16 protein-coding genes are annotated in these 16,159 nt (G+C 72.8%); 11 read left to right on the top strand and 5 right to left on the bottom strand.

The features are described from left to right. Positions 1-77: 77 nt before the first annotated feature. Complete coding sequence (locus IEZ17_RS01385; RefSeq protein ID WP_189295445.1) at positions 78-1,349, top strand: CynX/NimT family MFS transporter; 1,272 nt, start codon at positions 78-80, stop codon at positions 1,347-1,349. 59 nt (positions 1,350-1,408) lie between these two features. Here the strand turns inward: IEZ17_RS01385 and IEZ17_RS01380 are convergent, their stop codons facing one another. Together IEZ17_RS01380 and IEZ17_RS01375 are read right to left on the bottom strand one after the other, a co-directional pair. Next, positions 1,409-2,494 (bottom strand): magnesium and cobalt transport protein CorA, encoded by a 1,086-nt coding sequence (locus IEZ17_RS01380; protein ID WP_189296174.1) that lies wholly within the window; start codon positions 2,492-2,494, stop codon positions 1,409-1,411. Between the two features lie 160 nt (positions 2,495-2,654). Next, a complete protein-coding gene (locus IEZ17_RS01375) occupies positions 2,655-4,178 on the bottom strand; it encodes an MFS transporter (RefSeq protein WP_189295443.1) in 1,524 nt (507 codons plus the stop codon). Between the two features lie 139 nt (positions 4,179-4,317). Here IEZ17_RS01375 and IEZ17_RS01370 point away from each other — a divergent pair, with 139 nt between their 5' ends. The 4 genes from IEZ17_RS01370 to IEZ17_RS01355 all read left to right on the top strand — a co-directional run bounded on the left by IEZ17_RS01370 (position 4,318) and on the right by IEZ17_RS01355 (position 9,005). Further along, on the top strand, positions 4,318-5,316 hold the full coding sequence (locus IEZ17_RS01370) for a helix-turn-helix transcriptional regulator (protein ID WP_189295441.1): 999 nt from the start codon (positions 4,318-4,320) through the stop codon (positions 5,314-5,316). Positions 5,317-5,406: 90 nt separating this feature from the next. Next, positions 5,407-5,592 (top strand): hypothetical protein, encoded by a 186-nt coding sequence (locus tag IEZ17_RS01365; RefSeq protein WP_189295439.1) that lies wholly within the window; start codon positions 5,407-5,409, stop codon positions 5,590-5,592. Continuing rightward, the gene (locus IEZ17_RS01360; protein ID WP_189295437.1) at positions 5,589-7,850 is read left to right on the top strand and encodes a heavy metal translocating P-type ATPase; all 2,262 of its coding nucleotides are present in this window, start codon (positions 5,589-5,591) and stop codon (positions 7,848-7,850) included. The genes IEZ17_RS01365 and IEZ17_RS01360 overlap by 4 nt, the downstream gene beginning before the upstream one ends. A 216-nt stretch (positions 7,851-8,066) precedes the next feature. Next, positions 8,067-9,005, top strand: coding sequence for a beta-ketoacyl-ACP synthase III (locus IEZ17_RS01355; protein ID WP_189295435.1), 939 nt, complete (start codon positions 8,067-8,069; stop codon positions 9,003-9,005). 21 nt (positions 9,006-9,026) lie between these two features. Here IEZ17_RS01355 and IEZ17_RS01350 read toward each other — a convergent pair whose 3' ends face one another. Next, positions 9,027-9,272 carry a hypothetical protein gene (locus tag IEZ17_RS01350; protein WP_159508111.1) on the bottom strand — a complete coding sequence of 82 codons (246 nt, stop codon included), beginning with the start codon at positions 9,270-9,272 and terminating at the stop codon, positions 9,027-9,029. A 95-nt stretch (positions 9,273-9,367) separates the two neighbouring features. Beyond that, positions 9,368-10,285 carry a glutaminase gene (locus IEZ17_RS01345; RefSeq protein WP_189295432.1) on the bottom strand — a complete coding sequence of 306 codons (918 nt, stop codon included), beginning with the start codon at positions 10,283-10,285 and terminating at the stop codon, positions 9,368-9,370. 249 nt (positions 10,286-10,534) lie between these two features. Between IEZ17_RS01345 and IEZ17_RS01340 the strand changes: the two genes are divergently transcribed. Both IEZ17_RS01340 and IEZ17_RS01335 read left to right on the top strand, forming a co-directional pair. After that, positions 10,535-10,768: a hypothetical protein gene (locus tag IEZ17_RS01340; RefSeq protein ID WP_189295430.1), complete on the top strand. Its 234-nt coding sequence runs from the start codon at positions 10,535-10,537 to the stop codon at positions 10,766-10,768. Between the two features lie 48 nt (positions 10,769-10,816). Beyond that, positions 10,817-11,722 carry a 1-aminocyclopropane-1-carboxylate deaminase/D-cysteine desulfhydrase gene (locus IEZ17_RS01335; RefSeq protein WP_189295428.1) on the top strand — a complete coding sequence of 302 codons (906 nt, stop codon included), beginning with the start codon at positions 10,817-10,819 and terminating at the stop codon, positions 11,720-11,722. Between the two features lie 213 nt (positions 11,723-11,935). Here the strand turns inward: IEZ17_RS01335 and IEZ17_RS01330 are convergent, their stop codons facing one another. Continuing rightward, the gene (locus IEZ17_RS01330; protein ID WP_189295426.1) at positions 11,936-13,537 is read right to left on the bottom strand and encodes a Na+/H+ antiporter; all 1,602 of its coding nucleotides are present in this window, start codon (positions 13,535-13,537) and stop codon (positions 11,936-11,938) included. A gap of 63 nt (positions 13,538-13,600) precedes the next feature. Here IEZ17_RS01330 and IEZ17_RS01325 point away from each other — a divergent pair, with 63 nt between their 5' ends. The 4 genes from IEZ17_RS01325 to IEZ17_RS01310 all read left to right on the top strand — a co-directional run bounded on the left by IEZ17_RS01325 (position 13,601) and on the right by IEZ17_RS01310 (position 16,151). After that, positions 13,601-13,861 carry a UBP-type zinc finger domain-containing protein gene (locus tag IEZ17_RS01325; RefSeq protein WP_189295424.1) on the top strand — a complete coding sequence of 87 codons (261 nt, stop codon included), beginning with the start codon at positions 13,601-13,603 and terminating at the stop codon, positions 13,859-13,861. A 73-nt stretch (positions 13,862-13,934) separates the two neighbouring features. After that, a complete protein-coding gene (locus IEZ17_RS01320; RefSeq protein WP_189295422.1) occupies positions 13,935-14,423 on the top strand; it encodes a GNAT family N-acetyltransferase in 489 nt (162 codons plus the stop codon). Positions 14,424-14,725: 302 nt separating this feature from the next. Continuing rightward, positions 14,726-15,139, top strand: coding sequence for an ATP-binding protein (locus IEZ17_RS01315; protein ID WP_003985353.1), 414 nt, complete (start codon positions 14,726-14,728; stop codon positions 15,137-15,139). Between the two features lie 43 nt (positions 15,140-15,182). Then, positions 15,183-16,151, top strand: a complete 969-nt coding sequence (locus IEZ17_RS01310; protein WP_189296172.1) for an RNA polymerase sigma factor SigF — start codon at positions 15,183-15,185, stop codon at positions 16,149-16,151. Positions 16,152-16,159 lie beyond the last annotated feature (8 nt).

Raw genomic sequence — 16,159 nt, 5'->3', positions numbered from 1 at the left:
CCGCCCCGCACCCGCCACACCGACCGCACATCACCGACGCACGCGCGTCACCACGCCACGAGGGAAGGCCATCATCGATGACGGAAGGACCGACAGGCATAACGGCGGCGCCGGAACGGCCCGTTGACCTGGCCGCGGCGCCGCCGGACGCGCCCGCCCCCGCCGGTGCCGCCGGGCGCCGCGCCCTCTCCCTCGGCATCGGCGTGATCCTGCTGGCGCTGAACCTGCGCCCGGCGCTCGTCGCGGTCTCCCCGCTGGCCGGCACCATCCGCGCCGAGAGCGGGATGTCGGCCGCCGCCACCAGCCTGCTCACCGCGCTGCCGCTGCTCTGCTTCGGCCTGCTGGCGCCCCTCGCGCCGCGGCTGGGCCGGCGCTTCGGCATGGAGCGGTCGCTGCTCGGCACGATGGTGCTGATCTGTCTGGGCACCGGGCTGCGGCTGCTGGACTCGGTCGTCGCGCTGTTCGCCGGCACCGTCGTGATCGGCGCCGGGATCGCCGTCGCCAACGTCCTGCTGCCCGGCCTGATCAAGCGGGACTTCCCGGCGAAGGCCGGCCTGATGACCGGGCTGTACTCCATGTCGCTGTTCGGCGGCGCGGCGCTGGCGGCCGGTGTCACGGTGCCCGTGCAGCGGGCCTCCGGGCTGAACTGGCAGGCGACGCTGGCCTGTTGGGGCGCGCTCGCGGTCGTCGCACTGCTCGTCTGGCTGCCGCAGCTCCGCAGCCGCACCCGGGTGCCGGCCGCCGCGGCCCGGGAGGCCGCCCATCCCGTACGCGGGCTGTGGCGCGACCCGCTGGCCTGGCAGGTCACCGGCTTCATGGGCCTCCAGTCGCTGAGCTACTACGCAGCCGCCGCCTGGCTGCCGACGATGCTCAAGGACGCCGGGATGGGCACGGGCGACGCCGGCTGGATGCTGTCGTTCTCCTCGCTGCTGGGCATCGCGGGGTCGTTCCTGGCGCCGGTCGCCGTCGGCCGGCGGCTGCGGGCCGGGGTGCTGGCGGCCCTCGGCACGGTGCTGTGCGCGGCCGGCTTCACCGGCGTGCTGGTGGCGCCGGTCGGCGGTGCGTACCTGTGGATGGCGCTGCTCGGGCTGGGCCAGGGCGCGGCGATCAGCCTTGCGCTGCTGTTCATCGTGCAGCGCGCCCCGGACGCCCGGCACACCGCCCAACTCTCCAGCATGGCCCAGTGCTTCGGCTACATCCTCGCCGCCACCGGCCCGGCCGTGCTGGGCGCCGTGCACGATGCCTCGGGCACCTGGACCGTCCCGCTGGCCGTCCTGCTGGCGCTGCTGCTCCCGCAGATCGCGGCCGGCCTGGGCGCGGCCCGCCCGCGGCACGTGGCCGGCCGGTGAGCGCGCGGGCCGCGGTGACGGGCCCGCGGTAACGGCTGACGGCGGGCCCGCGGCAACGGCTAGAGCCAGCCGTTCCGCTTGAAGCCGCGGTGCATCACCCAGCAGACCCCCACCATCAGCGCCATCACCAGCGGATAGCCGAACGTCCAGCTCTTCTCCGGCATGTGCTCGAAGTTCATGCCGTAGATGCCGGTGACCATGGTGGGGACGGCCAGGATCGCGGCCCAGGCGGACATCCGGCGCATCGCCTCGTTCTGGGCGTTGGCGACCTGGGCGAGATGCGCCTGAAGTATGGAGTTGAGCAGTTCGTCGAAACCGGTGATCTGCTCCCGGACCCGGTCCAGGTGGTCGGAGACGTCCCGGAAGTAGGTCTTGATGCGGGGGTCGATGTACGGGATCGACTTGTTGGCGAGCTCCTGGAGGGGGCGGTCCAGCGGGGTCACCGCCCGCTTCAGTTCCAGGAGTTCGCGCTTGAGCTGGTAGATGCGGCCGGCGCCGCCGCTGCCCCGTACGGAGAAGACCTCGCTCTCGACGTCGTCGATGTCGTCCTGGACGGCGGCGGCGACATCCAGGTAGTCGTCCACCACGAGGTCGGCGATGGCGTGCAGTACGGCGGACGGGCCGAGCGCCAACTGGTCGGGGTCGCGCTCCAGTTGTTCGCGCAGCGGGCCCAGCGAGCCGTGCCCGCCGTGCCGTACCGTGATCACGAAGTCGGCGCCGGTGAAGACCATGATCTCGCCGGTGTCCACGACCTCGCTGGTGTCGGTGAGCTGGTCGTGCTCGACGTAGCGGCAGGTCTTGAAGACGGTGAACAGCGAGTCGTCGTAGCGCTCCAGCTTGGGTCGCTGATGGGCGTGGACCGCGTCCTCCACCGCGAGCGGGTGCAGCCCGAACAGCTCGACGATTTCGGCGAATTCCACCTCGGACGGCTCGTGCAGGCCGATCCAGACGAATCCGTCGCCGGCCCCGCGGACCTGCTGGAGCGCCGCCTCGGCCGACCGGTGGCCGTCCTGGCGCACACCGGAGGCGTACACCGCGCAGTTCACCACGGCGGTGCCGAGCGGCGAGCGGGCGGGGTGGCTGAGGTCGACCCCGCCGTGGCGCGGCTGCGGCAGCCGGACGGCTTTGCGGAGATTGCTGATCATCGACACCGGGCCAGTATCGCCCGGGGGTGCACAAGGGGTACGGCGTACGGGGCGATTTTGCGCAGTCCGCACCGGGAGGTGGTCGGAACCGTCCCTTCCCTTTGCCCTTGTGCACCCCCGGGCGTGCGTTCCCGCACACCGCCCGCCCGGCCGGAACCGGTCAGGAGGCCAGGACGCGCTCGTCCCGCGCCGCGGCCGGGTCCGCCGGTGCCGCCTCGGGCGCGCCGTGCTGCCGCGCCCGCCGCGGCAGCAGGAACAGCAGCCCGAAGACCAGCACCAGCCCGCCGGCTATCCACCACAGGGCGCGGGTGGTGGCCGGGATGAAGGCCGGGCCGCCGCCCGCGCCGTCACCCACGACCCCGAAGAACGCCACCGACGACAGGGCCAGCCCCAGCGCCATGCCCACCTGGGAGGTGGTGTTGAAGATGCCGGAGGCCGAGCCGGAGTGCTCGGTGGGCACCTCGGAGAGCACCGCGTCGGTGATCGGCGCGACGATCAGGCCCATACCGGCGCCCATCAGCAGCATCGCCGGGGCCATCTGCCAGGACTGCATGGCGGTGCCGTAGCGGCCGGCCTCCCAGAGGTAGAGGAGGGCGCCGGAGAGCATGATCAGCGCACCGGCCTGGAGCACCTTGCGGCCGAAGCGGGGCACCAGCTTCTGGACGGACATCCCGGCCGCGGCCGAGCAGGCGAGGGAGAACGGGACCCCGGTCAGCCCGGCGTGCAGCGGGCCCCAGCCCAGCCCGAGCTGCATGTAGAGCGTCCAGATGAGGAAGAAGAGCCCGCTGACCGCCCCGAAGGTCAGCTGCACGCCGACGCCCGCCGCGAACGTCCTGATCCGGAAGAGGGAGAGCTCGACGAGCGGCGAGCCGTCCTTGCGGGCCTTGGCGCGCTCGTAGCGGACGAACACCGCGAAGACGAGCGGGGCGGCGGCCATGGACACAAAGCCCCATACCGGCCAGCCGGCCTCGCGGCCCTGGGTGAGCGGGTAGAGCACCATCAGCAGGCCGAGGGTGGCCAGGGCCGTGCCGACCAGGTCGAGGCGGAGCGCGGTGGCCGCCTTGGACTCGCCGATGAAGCGGCGGCCGAGGACGATGCCGGCGAGCCCCACGGGCAGGTTGATCAGGAATATCGGGCGCCATTCCAGGCCGAAGAGGTCGCCCTGGGTGAGCAGCGCGCCGATCAGCGGACCGCAGACCGCGCCCAGCCCGATGACCGCGCCGAACATCCCGAAGACCTTGCCGCGTTCGTGGGCCGGGAAGCTGACGTGGATGATCGCCAGCACCTGCGGCACCATCAGCGCGGCCATCGCGCCCTGGAGCACCCGCGCGGCGACCAGCATCCCCGGGTCCGCGGCGAGACCGCACAGCGCGGAGGCGGCGGTGAAGCCGGCCATCCCGAGGAGGAAGAGCCGCTTGCGGCCGTGGATGTCGCCGAGCCGGCCGCCGGTGATCAGGCCGACGGCGAAGGCGAGGGCGTATCCGGCGGTGACCCACTGGACGGCGCTGAAGCTCGCGCCGGTGTCCTTCTGGATGCTCGGGATGGCGATGTTGACGATGGTGGCGTCGACCAGGTCCATGAAGCTCGCGGTGAGCACCACGGCGAGGGCGAGCCAGCGTCTGCGGTCGGCCGGCGCGGGGGCCGCCGCTGCCGCGTCGGGCGCGATCGGGTCGGGCGCGGTCATGGGCGTATCTCCTAGGGAGCCGGGAGGGGACGGAGGGAGCCGTGCCGGCGGCGCCGCACTCCGGCGCCGTCTCGACGTCCTCGACACTAGGGCCCATCTAGGACAGTTCCCGACCTACTTCCTCCCGCATCATCGGTCCATGAGTGAGACATCGGCACGACTGCTGAATCTGCTGTCCCTGCTCCAGACCCCCCGCGAATGGCCCGGCAGCGAGCTGGCCGAGCGGCTGCGGGTCACCCCCCGGACCATCCGCCGCGACATCGAGCGGCTCCGCGAGCTGGGGTACCCGGTGCACGCCACGATGGGCGCGGAGGGCGGCTACCGGCTGGCCGCGGGCACCGCGATGCCGCCGCTGCTCCTGGACGACGAGGAGGCGGTGGCCATCGCGGTCGGCCTGCGCTCCACCGCCGGGCACACCATCGAGGGCATCGAGGAGGCGTCCGTACGGGCGCTGGCGAAACTGGAGCAGGTGCTGCCGTCCCGGCTGCGGCGGCGGGTGGGCACACTGGGCACGGCCACCGTCCCGATGCCGGCCGGCGACGGCCCGACCGTCGACCCGGAGCATCTGACGGTGCTGGCCGCGGCCATCACCAACCACGAGCGGGTGCGCTTTCGCTACCTGGCGGGCGCGGGCGCCCGCAGCAGGCGCCTGGTGGAACCGCACCGGCTGGTCGCCGCGGGACGGCGCTGGTACCTCGTCGCGTACGACAACGACCGCGACGACTGGCGGATCTTCCGCGTGGACCGGCTGTCCGAGCCGTTCCCCACCGGCGTGCGGACCGCGCCGCGCGAGCTGCCCGCCGCCGATGCCGGGGCGTACGTCCGGGAGCGGATGCGCGGGATGACGGCCGCGGCCGGGCACCGGGCGGTGGCGACGATCCAGGGGCCCGCCGACGAGGTGGCCGCCCGGCTCGGCGGGCCGGCGGCGGGCGCGGTCGAGCCGCTCGGCGAGGCGTCCTGCCGCTGGCGCAGCGCGCCCGATGCGCTGCCGTGGCTGGCGGTGCGGCTGGCCATGGTGGGCCATGAGTTCACGGTGCACGAGCCGCCGGAGCTGGTCGGGTATCTGCGGGCGATGGCCGGCCGGGTGAACCGCGCGGTGGCTCCGGACGAGACGGCGGACACGTCCGGGTCGGAGTGACGGAATACCCCTGGGGGGTATATGGTTCCGCGTAGTGAACAGGACGCCGGCAGCCGTCGGCGCCCCTCGGCCTCGCGATGAGGAGACGCCATGACGGCCCTGACCACTCCGGTCAAGCTCGGTGGCTACGCACTGATCCTGCTCGCCGTCCTCGCCGCCGGATTCGGCCTCGGCCGCGCGGTCGCCCCCGGCGGCCGGGACGCCCCCGCCCACGTGCCGCCCGCGCAGCACACCCGTACCGTGGACCACTCGCAGCACACCAAGGAGCAGTCATGACCACCGCGATCACCGAGCACATCGAGCTGGAGATCGGCGGCATGACCTGCGCCTCGTGCGCCGCCCGCATCGAGAAGAAGCTCAACCGCATGACGGGGGTGACCGCCACCGTCAACTACGCCACCGAGAAGGCGCAGGTGGCGGTCACCGAGGGCAGCGGCGTGGCGACCGCGGACCTGATCGCCACCGTGGAGAAGACCGGCTACACCGCCGCGGTCCCCGAGCCGCCCGCCCCGGAGCCGGCCGCCGGGGAAGCCGGCGGCGACCGCGCCCCGGACGCCCTCGACGCGCTCCGCCGGCGCCTGTTCACCGCCCTCGCGCTCTCCGTCCCGGTGATCCTGATGGCGATGGTCCCGGCGCTCCAGTTCACCAACTGGCAGTGGCTGTCGCTGACCCTGGCCGCCCCGGTGGTGGTCCACGCGGCCTGGCCGTTCCACAAGGCCGCCTGGACCAATCTGCGGCACGGCGCGGCCACGATGGACACCCTGATCTCCCTCGGCACCCTCGCCGCCTTCGGCTGGTCCCTCTGGGCGCTGTTCTTCGGCACCGCCGGCATGCCCGGCATGACCCACCCGTTCGAGCTGACCATCGCCCGCACCGACGGCAGCGGCTCGATCTACCTGGAAGCCGCGGCCGGCGTCACCACCTTCATCCTGGCCGGCCGCTACTTCGAGGCCCGCGCCAAGAGGAAGGCCGGCGCGGCACTGCGGGCCCTGCTCGAACTGGGCGCCAAGGACGTCGCGGTGCTCCGCGACGGCCGGGAAGTGCGCCTTCCCGTGGGCGAGTTGCACGTCGGCGACCGATTCGTCGTACGGCCCGGGGAGAAGATCGCCACCGACGGCCGGGTCGTCGAGGGCGCCTCCGCCGTGGACGCGTCGATGCTCACCGGTGAGTCCGTCCCCGTGGAGGTCTCCCCCGGCGACACCGTCACCGGAGCCACCGTCAACGCCGGCGGCCGGCTGGTCGTCGAAGCCACCCGGGTCGGCGCCGACACCCAGCTCGCCCGCATGGCGCGGCTCGTCGAGGACGCCCAGAACGGCAAGGCCGCCGCCCAGCGGCTCGCCGACCGGATCTCCGCGGTCTTCGTGCCGGTCGTCATCGCGCTCGCCGTCGGCACCCTCGGCTACTGGCTCGGCACCGGACAGGGCGCGGTGGCCGCGTTCACCGCCGCCGTCGCCGTACTGATCATCGCCTGCCCGTGCGCCCTGGGCCTGGCGACCCCGACCGCGCTCATGGTCGGCACCGGCCGCGGCGCCCAGCTCGGCATCCTCCTCAAGGGCCCCGAGGTCCTGGAGTCCACCCGCGCCGTCGACACCATCGTCCTGGACAAGACCGGCACCGTCACCACCGGCGTGATGACCCTCACCGGCGTCCACCTCGCCGACGGCGTGACCCGGGAGCAGGCACTGCGGCTGGCCGGGGCGCTGGAGCACTCCTCCGAGCACCCCATCGCCCGCGCCGTCGCCACCGCCGCCGAGGCCGCCGAGCCGTCCGGCGCCCTGCCGGTCCCCGAGGACTTCGCCAACGTCCCCGGCCTCGGCGTCCAGGGCATCGTCGACGGGCACGCCGTCCTGGTCGGCCGGGAGCGGCTGCTCAACGACTGGAGCCTGCACCTGCCGCCCGAGCTGGCCGCCGCCAAGAACGAGGCCGAGGCGGCCGGCGGCACCGCGGTCGCCGTCGGCTGGGACGGCGCCGCCCGCGCCGTGCTGATCGTCTCCGACGCGGTCAAGCCCACCAGCGCCGAGGCCGTCCGCCGGCTGCGCGCCCTGGGCCTGACCCCGGTGCTGCTCACCGGCGACAACACGGCGGTCGCCGAGACCGTCGCCGCGGAGGTGGGCATCGACGAGGTGATCGCCGAGGTCCTCCCCGAGGACAAGGTCGCGGTCATCGAGCGCCTCCAGTCCGAGGGCCGCTCGGTCGCCATGGTCGGCGACGGCGTCAACGACGCCGCGGCGCTGGCCCGCGCCGACCTCGGCCTGGCGATGGGCACCGGCACCGACGCCGCCATCGAGGCCGGCGACCTCACCCTCGTACGGGGCGACCTGCGCGCCGCGGCGGACGCCATCCGCCTCGCCCGCGCCACCCTTGGCACCATCCGCACCAACCTCTTCTGGGCCTTCGGCTACAACGTCGCCGCCCTGCCGCTGGCCGCCGCCGGCCTGCTCAACCCGATGATCGCCGGCGCCGCGATGGCCTTCTCCTCGGTCTTCGTCGTCGGCAACAGCCTCCGGCTCCGCCGCTTCCGCGCCCTGACCTGAGCGCACACCGCTCCACAGGGCCCCGGCGGCACGTACGGACACGCGCCGCCGGGGCCCGCCGCTGCGCCCCTCGACACCGACCGCCCATACACGCTCACGGCGGTCAAATCTCTCCAGTTCTGGCCGCCGAACATTGGCAGATCACGCAACCGTCCGCCGCCGCCCAGCGGCCACACTGGTCGGGTACCGCCCGCCCAAGCCCAGCAGGGGGACCTCATGACCGGGTCGCGTGTCCTGGCCCTCGGCCATTACCAGCCCTCCCGCGTGCTCACCAACGACGACCTCGCCACGATGGTGGAGACCGACGACGCCTGGATCCGCAGCCGCGTCGGCATCCGCACCCGGCATGTCGCCGCGCCGGACGAGACCGTGGACGCGATGGCCGCCGCAGCCGGCGCCAAGGCCCTGGCCGCCGCCGGGCTCGCCGCCCGGGACATCGACCTCGTCCTGGTCGCCACCTGCACCGCCGGCGACCGCAGCCCGAACACCGCGGCGCGGGTCGCCGCCCGCCTCGGCATGGCCGCCCCCGCCACGATGGACATCAACGTGGTCTGCTCCGGCTTCACCCACGCCCTGGCCACCGCCGACCACGCCATCCAGGCCGGCTCGGCGACGAACGCCCTGGTCATCGGCGCGGAGAAGTTCACCGACGTGGTCGACTGGACGGACCGCTCCACCTGCGTCCTCGTAGGGGACGGCGCCGCCGCGGCCGTCGTCACCGCCTCACCGGAACCGCACATCAGCCCCGTGCTGTGGGGCTCGGTGCCCGAGATGGGCAGCGCGGTGCGCATCGAAGGCGACCCGGCCCGCTTCTCCCAGGAGGGCCAGACCGTCTACCGCTGGGCCACCACCCAGCTCCCGGCCATCGCCCGCAAGGTCTGCGACCGCGCCGGCATCCACCCCGAGGACCTGGCCGGCGTCGTCCTCCACCAGGCCAACCTCCGGATCATCGAGCCGGTCGCCGAACGCATCGGCGCGGTCAACGCGGTGGTCGCCCGCGACGTCGTCGACTCCGGCAACACCTCCGCCGCCTCGGTCCCCCTGGCCCTCGCCAAACTGGTCGAGCGGCGGGAAATCCCCTCCGGCGCCCCCGTCCTGCTCTTCGCCTTCGGCGGCAACCTCTCGTACGCCGGCCAGGTCATCCGCTGCCCGTAGGCCCCCTGCCCGCAGGCCCGCTCAGCGGACGTCCAGCGGGATGTCCTGCGGGTGCTCCTCCATGTACATCACGCCGCAGGTACGGCAGAACGGCAGCGCATCGGGCGTCCCCCACCTCTCGACCGACTGGGTGGCGGCAGCGGGCGCCAGCGCCCGGCCGCACATCGCCGTGGTCGCGCCCAGCCGGGCCATGTGCCACTGCTTGACCGGCGTGTCCTCGTGCGGCAGCACGCCCTCCGCATACTCAGCGCGCATCTCGTGCTCCATGGCAGGTGCACCTCCTACCGCCCACAATGCGCTGCTCCCGGGAAGGCCACAACGCCAGGGCGTACGGCCGGGCGGCGGCCCGGCCGTACCCGCCGCTAGAACACCGACCACCCGGTGAGCGTCGTGAACTGGTCCAGTGCGGCCATGCCCGCGACGGAATTCCCGCGCGCGTCCAGTCCGGGACTCCACACGCACAGCGTGCACCGCCCCGGCACCACCGCCACAATTCCACCGCCCACACCGCTCTTTGCCGGCAGCCCCACGCGATACGCGAATTCCCCCGCCGCGTCGTATGTCCCGCACGTCAGCATCACCGCATTGATGCGCTTGGCCTCGCGCGCCTCCAGCAGCCGGCTCCCGTCGGCCCGCAGCCCGTGCCGCGCCAGAAAGCCCCCGGCGACCGCCAGATCCCGGCAGCTCATCTCGATCGAGCACTGCCAGAAATAGTGCTCGATCACGCTCGGCACGGGATTCTCCAGATTCCCGAACGACGCCATGAAGTGCGCCAGCGCCGCGTTCCGGTCGCCGTGATCCGCCTCGGAACCGGCCACCGCCGGGTCGAACGCCAGCTCCGCGTTGCCGCTCTCCTCGCGCAGGAATTCCAGCATCGACGTACTCGCGTCACCGGTCAGCGTCTGCAACCGGTCGGTCACCACCAACGCCCCCGCATTGATGAACGGATTGCGCGGGATCCCATTCTCCCATTCCAGCTGCACCAGCGAATTGAACGGCGTCCCGGAAGGCTCCCGCCCGACCCGCTTCCAGATGTCGTCGTCACCGTGCGACTGCGCCATCACCAGCGCCAGCGAGAACGCCTTGGAAATCGACTGCACGGAAAACGGGACCTCCCAGTCACCGGTCCCGTACACGGCGCCGTTGATGTCCGCCACCGCGATCCCGAAGCGGTCCGCGGACACCCGCTCCAGCGCCGGAATGTAATCGGCGACGTGCCCGCGCCCCACGAACGGCCTCGCAAAGGCCGCTACCTCCTCGAGAACGGCCTGGTAGTCCATGGGGGACACGCTAACCCGCCGCACGGAGCGCCCCCGTCGGAGCCCCCGCCTGTGCCGCGTGGTGCGCCAACCGGCTCACCCGTGTCGCGCCCTTCGCCGGCATCCCCGAGCCTGGCACGGGAACCGTACGGCCGCCCGCGCCGTTGATCCCTTACGAGACCGACGAGGCCAACTGGTCGGTCCCGCCCGATCCATGAGGGCCGGCCCCGGCCGACCGCACCGACTTCACCCATGTTCTTGGAGGCAGCAATGACCGGGTTCCTCGACCGCGCCAAGGAGCAGGCCAAGCAGGGACTGGCCCAGGGCAAGCAGAAGGTCGACGAGATCCAGCAGCAGCGGGCCGGCGGCGAGCTGCTGAAGAAGCTGGGCGCCGCCTACTACGCCGAGCGCCGCGGCAGCGGCACCCCGGAGGCCACCCAGAGCGCCCTGACCGCCCTCGAAGCCCACATCAGCGCCCACGGCGACGGCTTCCTCCACAGCTGACCGCCACCCGCACCCCGTCCCCACCCTCACCCTCACCCTCCCCTCCCTGTGACCAGCCCCGACCCCCAGGCCCTCCGGCCCCGCCTCCCCTCCCCCCTCCAGGAGATCGACGACGAGCCGTTCTCCCGCCGGGGCATACGCCTGCTCCTCAAGCGGGACGACCTCATCCATCCCGCTCTCCCGGGCAACAAGTGGCGCAAGCTGGCGCCCAATCTGCGGGCCGCGGCCGAGGCGGGCGACCGCGCGCTGCTCACCTTCGGCGGCGCGTACTCCAACCATCTGCGGGCCACGGCCGCCGCCGGCCGGCTCCTCGGCTTCGCCACCATAGGCGTGGTCCGCGGCGACGAGCTGGCCGGCGCCCCGCTCAACCCCTCGCTGGCCCGCTGCGCCGCCGACGGCATGCGGCTGCACTTCATCGACCGCGCCGGCTACCGCCGCAAGGCCGACCCGGAATTCCTCGCCGCGCTGCACGACCGCTTCGGCGCGTTCCGCGTCATACCGGAAGGCGGCAGCAACTCCCTTGCCGCGCAGGGCTGTACGGAACTGGGCCGGGAGCTGCGCGGTGCGGCGGACACGGTCGCGGTGGCCTGCGGCACGGGCGGCACCCTCGCCGGACTCGCCGCCGGCCTCGCCCCGGGCCAGCGCGCCATCGGCGTCCCGGTCCTGAAGGGCGGCCGGCCGCACTTCCTCCACGAGACGGTCACCGGGCTCCAGCGCGCGGCCTTCGGCGGCCCGCGCGGCGACTGGCGGCTGGCGGAGGACTTCCACTTCGGCGGCTACGCCCGCCGCACCCCCGAGCTGGACGCCTTCGCCGACGCCTTCGAGGAGCGCCACGGCCTGCCCGTGGAACGGGTCTACGTCGCCAAGCTGCTGTTCGCGCTGACGGCGCTGGCCGGGGAGGGCGCCTTCGCCCCCGGCACCGCGGTCGCCGCGGTCATCACGGGTACGCCGTGACGACGGGCCCCGCGCGCGCCCGCCAGGTCCTGTCGTCACACTCCCGTCGTCCGCCCGAAGGGCGGGCCGGGCGGCGTCCGCTGCGCGCTCTCGGCGCGCCGGGCGACGGCCCCTGTACTTGGAGTACCGGGGTCGTTGTCCGGTGCGGCGAGAGCGCGTGCAGAGCGCGTCGGCAGGCAGGCAGGCAGGCAGGCAGGAGTGTGACGACAGGGCCTAGCCCGCCGACTCCCGGTAGGCCGCGGCCTCTTCCAGGTCCAGCCGCCGCAGCAGCGTCCGCATCATCTCGTCGTCGATCCGCCGGGCGTCCCGCAGCTCGACGAACACCCGCCGCTCGACGCCGATCATCTCCCGGGCCAGCCGCCGGTAGGTCTCGTCGGCCGACTCCCCGGTCACCTCGTTCACCGCGCCCAGCCGCTCCCACACGGAGTTGCGGCGCCGCTCCATGACCGTGCGCAGCCGGTCGGAGAGGGGTCCGGGAAGCGCGTTGCGCTCGTCCTGGAGGAGTTCGTCCAGCCGGGCCGCGGCGGCCCGCGACGCCTCGTTCTGCGCCTGCGCCTCGGCGAGCGTCTCGGCCTGGGCGTCCCGGCCGGGCAGCTTCAGGGCGCGGATCAGCGGGGGCAGCGTCAGTCCCTGGATGACCAGGGTGCCGATGACCGTGGTGAAGGTCAGGAAGAGCACGAGGTTGCGGGCGGGGAAGGGGCCGCCCCCGTGCACCACCGGCGGAATGGAGAAGGCGATGGCCAACGAGACCACCCCGCGCATCCCGGCCCAGCCGACGATGACCGGCGCGGTCCAGGTCGTGTCCGGCTCCCGGGCGCGGATCCGGGCCGACAGGAAGCGCGGCAGATACGTCGCCGGGAACACCCACACGAACCGCGCCAGCACCACCACGGCGAACAGCACGGCCGCGTACCCGAGGGCCTGTGCCGTACTGAACTCCCCCAGGCCGTGCAGCACGACCGGCAGCTGGAGCCCGATCAGCGCGAAGACCGCGGACTCCAGCACGAAGGAGACCATCTTCCAGACGGCGCCCTCCTGGAGCCGGGTCTCGAAGTCCACCTGCCAGGAGCGGTGCCCCAGGTAGAGGCCGACCACGACGACGGCGAGCACCCCGGAGGCCCCGACCTGCTCGGCAGCCGCGTAGGCGGTGAAGGGGATCAGCAGCGAGAGGGTGTTCTCCAGGAGCGCCGACTCCCGCAGCCGGCAGCGCAGCCAGTGCAGCGGCACCATCAGCACGACACCGATGCCGATGCCGCCCACGGACGCGACGGCGAACTCCCTGATGCCGTCGCCCCAGGTGGCGCCCACCCCGAGCGCGGCGGCCAGCGCCACCTTGTACGCGGTGATCGCGGTGGCGTCGTTGACCAGCGATTCGCCCTGGAGGATCGTCGTGATCCGGTGCGGCAGCCCCAGTCTGCGGGCGATCGCGGTGGCCGCGACGGCATCCGGCGGCGCGACCACGGCACCCAGGACGAGCGCGGCGGTCAGCGGCAGGTCCGGGATCAGCAGGTATGCGGCGTAGCCGACGGCCAGCGTCGCGAACAGCACATAGCCGAACGACAGCAGCGCCACCGGCCGCAGATTGGCCCGCAGGTCCAGATAGGAGCTGTCGAGGGCGGCGGTGTGCAGCAGCGGGGGCAGCAGCAGCGGCAGCACGATGTGCGGGTCGAGGGTGTAGTCGGGGATGCCCGGGATGTACGCGGCGCCGATCCCCGCGGCGACCAGCAGCAGCGGCGCCGGCACCGGCGTCCGCCGCGCCATCCCGGCGACCCCCGCGCTCCCCGCGACCAGCAACAGCAGCGGCATCACGTCCATCGGCCCGTCCCGTCCCGTCCCGGTATCCTCCGTCGATCTTCCCGGCGATCTAACCTGGCCATCATGAGCGAGTGCACGCATGTTCTCGGACTCCCGCGCGCCGAACCGGCACCGCTGAGCGACACCTGCCGGGAGTGTCTGGCCGTCGGCAGCCACCCCGTGCAGCTGCGGCTCTGCCTGGTCTGCGGCCATGTCGGCTGCTGCGACTCCTCCCCGTACCGGCACGCGACCGGGCACTACGAGGAGACCGGCCACCCGGTGATGCGGTCGTTCGAGCCCGGCGACTCGTGGCGCTGGTGCTTCACGGACCAGATGCTGGTGTGAGGCGGCCCCCGGCGCCTTCCGCGAGCCGCATTCCGCCGCGAGGCGTCCCCGGGCGCCCGTTTAGCCTTGGCGCATGATCCGCGAAGCGACCCCCGACGACATACCGGTCATCCTGGCCATGATCGGCGAACTGGCCGCGTACGAACGCGTCCCGGAGGCCGCCCGGGCCACCGAACCGCAGCTCAGGGAGGCCCTGTTCGGCCCCCAGCCGGCCGCCTTCGCGCTACTGGCCGAGGCCGACGGCGCCCCTGTGGGCTTTGCCCTGTGGTTCCGGAACTTCTCGACGTGGACGGGCACGCACGGTATCTATCTGGAGGACCTGTACGTGCGCCCCGAGGCGCGCGGCGGCGGCCACGGCAAGGCCCTGCTGGCGGCCCTCGCGAAGATCTGCACGGACCGCGCCTACGAGCGTTTCGAGTGGTCAGTCCTCGATTGGAACGAGCCGTCCATCGGTTTTTACCGATCCATCGGCGCCCGGCCCATGGACGAATGGACCATCTTCCGGCTCACTGGAGAGGAGCTGCACCACCTCGCCGACACGGCAGAGGCCAACGGAGCGTAATCGGCCTTGATTCGACGACTCCGACCCCTACCACCGTCCGTGCCCGAGGTTTTACACTCAGTAACAGACGCGACGCCGGGCGAGCCCGAGCCGTCCCCGTCCGGATGGCTGCCCTGCTCCTTCCGGGCGACACCGGCCCGTGGATCGCGATAGCGTCACAGCCGAACCATGTGCCGCGCCGGATCGTTCTCCTTTCACCCGAAGGGAGATCCACCCGGCACGGATACCCCGAAGAACGCGAACACCAAGAGCATTCATCACGCATTCCAGCTCAACCAGCTTGTGCCACCTTGGAGGTGAGGGTGTCCCAGATCGCAGGCGAGCCCGGGACTCAGGACTTCGTGGAAGTCCGACTGCCCGCTGCGGGTGCCTACCTGTCAGTGCTGCGTACCGCCACGGCCGGGCTCGCAGCCCGCTTGGACTTCACCCTCGACGAGATCGAGGATCTGCGCATCGCGGTCGACGAAGCCTGCGCGATCCTGCTGCAACAGGCCGTCCCCGGCAGTGTGCTGAGCTGCGTCTTCCGCCTCATCGACGACGCACTCCAGGTGACGGTGTCGGCCCCGACGACCGACGGCCGCGCTCCCGAGCGCGACACCTTCGCCTGGACGGTGCTCTCCGCACTGGCCGGCAAGGTCGACTCCACCGTCGCCGAGGACCGCACGGTCACCATCAGTCTGTACAAGGAGCGCGGCGCCGGTCCCGGACCGTCATGACCGAACAGGGGGCCCCGTGAAAGATCTCGAACGCGGCGCGAGGATGGCGGCGGGCGCGACCATCCCCGGGCAGCATGCCCGGCCGCACCCGGTGGGAGCGGACGACCACGGCGGCCGGTTGGACGCGGCGGAGCAGGCAGAGCGGGCGGACCACATGGACCAGAGCGAGCAGCAGGGTCGGCAGGCGGATCGGCACGGGCCGCCGGGCCCCGACGACAAGCCCCAGGATCAGCATTCCCCGGAGCCGCAGCACGGTCATCACGAGCGCAGCGGCGCCCGGGCGATGTTCTACGAGCTGCGCAAGCTGCCCGAGGGCTCCCCGGAGCGCGCGGAGCTGCGCAACACCCTCGTGCGGATGCATCTGCCGCTCGTCGAGCACCTGGCCCGGCGGTTCCGCAACCGCGGCGAGCCGCTGGACGATCTGACCCAGGTCGCCACCATCGGCCTGATCAAGTCGGTGGACCGCTTCGACCCGGAGCGCGGCGTGGAGTTCTCCACGTACGCCACCCCCACCGTCGTCGGCGAGATCAAGCGGCACTTCCGCGACAAGGGCTGGGCGGTCCGCGTCCCGCGGCGCCTCCAGGAGCTGCGGCTGTCGCTGACCACCGCGACCGCGGAGCTCTCCCAGCGGCACGGCCGGGCGCCCACGGTCCATGAGCTGGCGGAGCATCTGGGGATCTCCGAGGAGGAGGTCCTGGAGGGCCTGGAGTCGGCCAACGCGTACAGCACGCTGTCGCTGGACGTCCCGGACACGGACGACGAGTCCCCGGCCGTCGCGGACACCCTCGGCGCCGAGGACGAGGCGCTGGAGGGCGTGGAGTACCGCGAGTCCCTCAAACCGCTGCTGGAGGACCTCCCGCCGCGCGAGAAGAAGATCCTGCTGCTGCGGTTCTTCGGCAACATGACCCAATCGCAGATCGCCCAGGAGGTCGGCATCTCCCAGATGCACGTCTCGCGCCTCCTGGCCCGCACCCTGGCCCAGCTGCGCGACAAGCTCCTGGTCGAGGAGTAGCCGGCACC

This window comes from Streptomyces albospinus, from assembly GCF_014648695.1.
Taxonomy (GTDB): domain Bacteria; phylum Actinomycetota; class Actinomycetes; order Streptomycetales; family Streptomycetaceae; genus Streptomyces; species Streptomyces albospinus.
The sequence above is the reverse complement of the archived record's forward strand: the minus strand, read 5'-3'. Positions and strand labels throughout refer to the sequence as shown.

Coding starts and splice junctions, on each gene's coding strand:
- IEZ17_RS01385 (WP_189295445.1), top strand. CDS start 78: ATGACGGAAGGACCGACAGGCATAACGGCGGCGCCGGAACGGCCCGTT.
- IEZ17_RS01380 (WP_189296174.1), bottom strand. CDS start 2,494: ATGATCAGCAATCTCCGCAAAGCCGTCCGGCTGCCGCAGCCGCGCCAC.
- IEZ17_RS01375 (WP_189295443.1), bottom strand. CDS start 4,178: ATGACCGCGCCCGACCCGATCGCGCCCGACGCGGCAGCGGCGGCCCCC.
- IEZ17_RS01370 (WP_189295441.1), top strand. CDS start 4,318: ATGAGTGAGACATCGGCACGACTGCTGAATCTGCTGTCCCTGCTCCAG.
- IEZ17_RS01365 (WP_189295439.1), top strand. CDS start 5,407: ATGACGGCCCTGACCACTCCGGTCAAGCTCGGTGGCTACGCACTGATC.
- IEZ17_RS01360 (WP_189295437.1), top strand. CDS start 5,589: ATGACCACCGCGATCACCGAGCACATCGAGCTGGAGATCGGCGGCATG.
- IEZ17_RS01355 (WP_189295435.1), top strand. CDS start 8,067: ATGACCGGGTCGCGTGTCCTGGCCCTCGGCCATTACCAGCCCTCCCGC.
- IEZ17_RS01350 (WP_159508111.1), bottom strand. CDS start 9,272: ATGGAGCACGAGATGCGCGCTGAGTATGCGGAGGGCGTGCTGCCGCAC.
- IEZ17_RS01345 (WP_189295432.1), bottom strand. CDS start 10,285: ATGGACTACCAGGCCGTTCTCGAGGAGGTAGCGGCCTTTGCGAGGCCG.
- IEZ17_RS01340 (WP_189295430.1), top strand. CDS start 10,535: ATGACCGGGTTCCTCGACCGCGCCAAGGAGCAGGCCAAGCAGGGACTG.
- IEZ17_RS01330 (WP_189295426.1), bottom strand. CDS start 13,537: ATGGACGTGATGCCGCTGCTGTTGCTGGTCGCGGGGAGCGCGGGGGTC.
- IEZ17_RS01325 (WP_189295424.1), top strand. CDS start 13,601: ATGAGCGAGTGCACGCATGTTCTCGGACTCCCGCGCGCCGAACCGGCA.
- IEZ17_RS01320 (WP_189295422.1), top strand. CDS start 13,935: ATGATCCGCGAAGCGACCCCCGACGACATACCGGTCATCCTGGCCATG.
- IEZ17_RS01310 (WP_189296172.1), top strand. CDS start 15,183: ATGGCGGCGGGCGCGACCATCCCCGGGCAGCATGCCCGGCCGCACCCG.